The organism is Pseudomonas sp. AC463, assembly GCF_979253585.1.
In genome coordinates, this window is record NZ_CEEDDZ010000096.1 from 1 (window position 1) to 494 (window position 494).

Consider the following 494-nt stretch of genomic DNA (forward strand, 5'->3'; position numbering starts at 1 on the left):
GGCCTGTACCGTCGCGACGACGGCATCGGTGACGGCGGTATCGACGGGCGGCGAGGGAACCGGGTTATAGGTCGGTGCAACCGACCGCATCCCACCAGCATCCACGGCGTACATGGCATAACTCCCAATGACTTGGGACCAAGTCTACCGGAAGCGCCGGGGCGGCTGGATAGTCGTTCCGATTACCTCCGGTGAGGGTCGCGCCGCAGCGTCAGCGTCCGGTGCCGGTCAGCGTCTTCGCCAACGCCGCGTGCCAGCCGGCGGCCAGCGTCGCGCGGGACTCCGCGTCCATCTTCGATTCGAAACAGTCGCCGCGCACCCAGGTCGCGGCCAGCGCGTCGAGATCGGCCCAGACGCCCGTCGCCAGACCGGCGTGGAACGCCGCGCCCAGCGCGGTCGTCTCCAGATGCCGGGGGCGTTCGACGGCGACCTGCAGCATGTCCGCCAGAAACTGACACAGCCAGTCGTTCGCCGCCATGCCGCCGGCGACGATC

1 protein-coding gene is annotated in these 494 nt (G+C 69.2%); it reads right to left on the reverse strand.

Annotated elements, in window-relative coordinates:
- Positions 1 to 211: 211 nt before the first annotated feature.
- Positions 212 to 494: FGGY-family carbohydrate kinase (locus tag AC0IYH_RS29255; protein WP_471837518.1), on the reverse strand; the 283-nt coding region annotated here is incomplete at its 5' end.